At 60.1% G+C, this 2,870-nt stretch carries 5 protein-coding genes; 2 read left to right on the top strand and 3 right to left on the bottom strand.

Annotated features, from left to right (window positions below):
- Positions 1-76: 76 nt before the first annotated feature.
- From ACE5CZ_RS07810 to ACE5CZ_RS07800, 3 genes are read right to left on the bottom strand one after another with little or no spacing between them, the layout of a single operon-like run.
- Positions 77-511 carry a bleomycin resistance protein gene (locus ACE5CZ_RS07810; protein ID WP_374946765.1) on the bottom strand — a complete coding sequence of 145 codons (435 nt, stop codon included), beginning with the start codon at positions 509-511 and terminating at the stop codon, positions 77-79.
- A gap of 31 nt (positions 512-542) precedes the next feature.
- Positions 543-1,154 carry a PIN domain-containing protein gene (locus ACE5CZ_RS07805; RefSeq protein WP_374946764.1) on the bottom strand — a complete coding sequence of 204 codons (612 nt, stop codon included), beginning with the start codon at positions 1,152-1,154 and terminating at the stop codon, positions 543-545.
- Between the two features lie 30 nt (positions 1,155-1,184).
- Entirely contained in the window at positions 1,185-1,622 is a 438-nt protein-coding gene (locus ACE5CZ_RS07800; RefSeq protein ID WP_374946763.1) for a helix-turn-helix domain-containing protein, read from the bottom strand.
- A gap of 142 nt (positions 1,623-1,764) precedes the next feature.
- Between ACE5CZ_RS07800 and ACE5CZ_RS07795 the strand changes: the two genes are divergently transcribed.
- Both ACE5CZ_RS07795 and ACE5CZ_RS07790 read left to right on the top strand, forming a co-directional pair.
- A complete protein-coding gene (locus ACE5CZ_RS07795; RefSeq protein WP_374946762.1) occupies positions 1,765-2,190 on the top strand; it encodes a hypothetical protein in 426 nt (141 codons plus the stop codon).
- Positions 2,191-2,454: 264 nt separating this feature from the next.
- The gene (locus tag ACE5CZ_RS07790) at positions 2,455-2,808 is read left to right on the top strand and encodes a winged helix-turn-helix domain-containing protein (RefSeq protein WP_374946761.1); all 354 of its coding nucleotides are present in this window, start codon (positions 2,455-2,457) and stop codon (positions 2,806-2,808) included.
- The last annotated feature ends 62 nt before the right edge of the window (positions 2,809-2,870 follow it).

The following is a 2,870-nucleotide window of genomic DNA, read 5'->3' as shown; positions in this document are numbered from 1 at the left end:
GCGGCGGCTGCGGTGAGGCCGGAGGCGCTGTGGCTGGAGGGCACGTACGCGGTGGAGGTGCCGCTGGCCGCGGTAGTTACTCCCGGAATACGGGCCGCCGACCAAGGGACGATCGGAAGCGCACGAGGTACCCGTCAGGATCGGTGACGAGAAACTGCTGTACTCCGGCCTCTTCGTCGCCGACTCGGTACCAGGTCGTCTCGAGCGGCTGAAAGAACTCGACCCCGGCATCCTGCATTGATTGGCTGAGCGACTCGGCATCCGGAACGCTGATCTGAAAGTTGATGCCGCGGCCGAACGGGGCCATGAGCGGCCCAGTCATCCAGTGCCGCCCGTCGCCGATCTCTTCGAGCATGAGGTGCGCCGATCCGAGGGTGATGTATGCGAACCGCTCCTCGGGCCGATCGTAAGCAACCTCGAACCCGCACAGGTCGCGCCAGAAGGCGAGACTGCGGTCGAGATCGGTGACGAGCAATTCGGGAACGAGGGCGGGCTCAAGTGATGCGGGCATCGTTCCATCGTGGCATGGCGTGGGAGGGGTCTTATTTAGAACGGCGCGTTTGGGCTCTTCGTTGGCTTCGGTTGATGGGCCCAGCGAGCGTGCGCACGTGCTGTTCGACGCGGAGGGCAAACTCTGGACAACCCGCGTCGCGGAGCGCCTGCGCAAGCGTCTTCGTTTTGCCGGGCTTGGACTCCCAATACTTCAGCTGATCGGCGACCACGCGTTGGACATGCCAGGCGGCCGAATCGTCGATCAGTACGAAGAACGCATCACACCCGAAAACCTCGTAAGGCTCGTCGTCCGAGCCCTCGAATCCGGTGTCATCGGTCAGAAGGATCTCGGCCTGGCTTGCGACTGCTGCGGCATGCACGTGACGGTCGTGTGGATCTTTTCCCGAGAAGGGGATCGTTGCGTCGAAGTCCTCGATGATCTCATCCATCGTCGCCGTAATCTTCTTTCGAAGATCGGTGATGACTCCTCCCGCCATCAACGGGTGATCGCGTCGGAGGCGGTATTCGGTTTCAGCCAGAACGTCTTCGGTCGTATGAACTTGAAACATGCCTTCGGATTCCCGGCGCAACAGTAGGAGCCAGTCCCTCAGGGTTCGGCTGTAGAGCACATTCGCATCAACGAAGACTCTTTGGATCAGCACCTGTTCAAGGTACCGGCGACTCGACGATCCTCAGTCGAATGCATCTCCGGCGTGCCGCAATTCATCCACCGCTTTGATGCGCGCGTCCTGCCTGCGTGCCCGAAAGTCGATGACGTCGCGTCGAAGAAGGCGAGTGTGTGAGCCGACCTTCGTAGACGGGAGCTCGTTACGTGCGATCATCTTCATTAATGTCGGACGTGACACTCCGATCACCCGGGCAGCCACGGTTGTGGTCAGTACCTCAGGGAGAGTGCCTGCGGTTATCGTGCCGTCAGCTGCAATGCTCTGAACGAGAGTGACGACAAAGCGCGCCAAATTGGGTTCAAGCGGCACTTCGGTGCCATCGTCCAAAGTGACTGAGACGCGACCGACCTGCCGGTCGTGGGCTTCCGCAATCAGGTTAGAGGCTTCTGACTGAACGGATTCGTCGACGATCTGGCTGCCTGTGAGCACAGCTGTTGCAGTCATGAACCACTCCTCATGTCGATTTGGCGAAACGTCTCGTGTTTTCATCGCACGAACAAATTGCACTTATAAGTGAAAGTGTAGCCGCGTACACCGTGACGTGGTCAAGCAGCTTAGCCAGACTTTGAGCTGAAGGTGCCTGTGCATGCGGTCGAGCAAAGGGAACGTGCTCGGATTCGCCGGGTGGCGCGGTGGTGCGGAGCCGGCTGCGGCCGACGCCCTGCAGGCGGCGGCGCTCGCGGCGGTCGAGAACTCCGATCCGGTGGTGGCGCCCGGGCAGTATTTGCTGGTCGAGACCGACGCGGTCTACGGCAACACCACGCTGACCGAGGCGGGCGACTACGTGAGCTATCTCACGATGAACCGCGACAAGCTCTATGTTCCGGCGGATCGTTCGGACGACTGGGTGTGGGTGCGGTCTTTTCGCGAGCCGTACAAGTCGTTCAGCGCGGAGGGCGAGGCGCTGGCGCAGAAGAGTTATGCCGACGAGGTGGCCGAGGCCGACGGTGTGCCCGAGCTGCTTCGCTCAGCGATGTCGACTTCGACGACGCCAATACTTTTGATAGGGTAAAGCGTTGCGACCAGCTTCGTCGACCGGGGCAGCCCGCCGCCGAAGCGCCGGTTGGTCAATAGTGCGCTTACGTCTCTGGCGGAGACGCGGTCGAGGATGGCGCTCTTGTCGAGTGGCGAATCAATTGGACCGGGTGTTTGCCCACGCAAGCACAAAGTGAATCCATCAAGCTGAATGTCCCACTCTGTTCCATCGAGACTTTGTCGGTCTGGCTCTCGTAAAAACAATCGTTTGTCTGCGATCTGATGGTGCAAGGTAGGTACCGTGTCTACCTCGGTGAATGAACCTACCTCAATAGTTCCTATATGGCCGGCGCTAGTGATCCCAGTCTTAACCGTCCTGTCGAACACCGGTACGTTGCATCGAAAGGATCTATTCGATGCGGCGGCAGACGTCGCTGGCCTGGGCACCGATGCCAGGTCTGAAACGCTTGGATGCGGAGGATACCGATACGAGCAGCGGCTTGGGTGGGCGTTAAGCAACGTATTGAAGGCTGGCTGGGTAGACCGACCGTCGCGTGGCTACTATGCAATTAATGACGCTGGCCGCCATGGGTTGCAGCGACACTCGGGCGGCTTTGTTTACGCGCAAGCGCGTGAATTTTTTGCTCCATTCTGACCGAACACTGTCCGCCGCCCTGCAGGAGAGACTGCGGCCGATGAAGCTGTTGGAAGTACAGT

Origin of the sequence: Agreia sp. (assembly GCF_964263775.1) — a bacterium.
Classification (GTDB): Bacteria; Actinomycetota; Actinomycetes; order Actinomycetales; family Microbacteriaceae; genus Agreia.
This window is presented reverse-complemented; position numbering and strand designations above follow the sequence as displayed.

Excerpts from the sequence above, each read along its gene's own strand:
- ACE5CZ_RS07800 (WP_374946763.1), bottom strand. The coding sequence starts at position 1,622 with ATGACTGCAACAGCTGTGCTCACAGGCAGCCAGATCGTCGACGAATCC.
- ACE5CZ_RS07810 (WP_374946765.1), bottom strand. The coding sequence starts at position 511 with ATGCCCGCATCACTTGAGCCCGCCCTCGTTCCCGAATTGCTCGTCACC.
- ACE5CZ_RS07795 (WP_374946762.1), top strand. The coding sequence starts at position 1,765 with ATGCGGTCGAGCAAAGGGAACGTGCTCGGATTCGCCGGGTGGCGCGGT.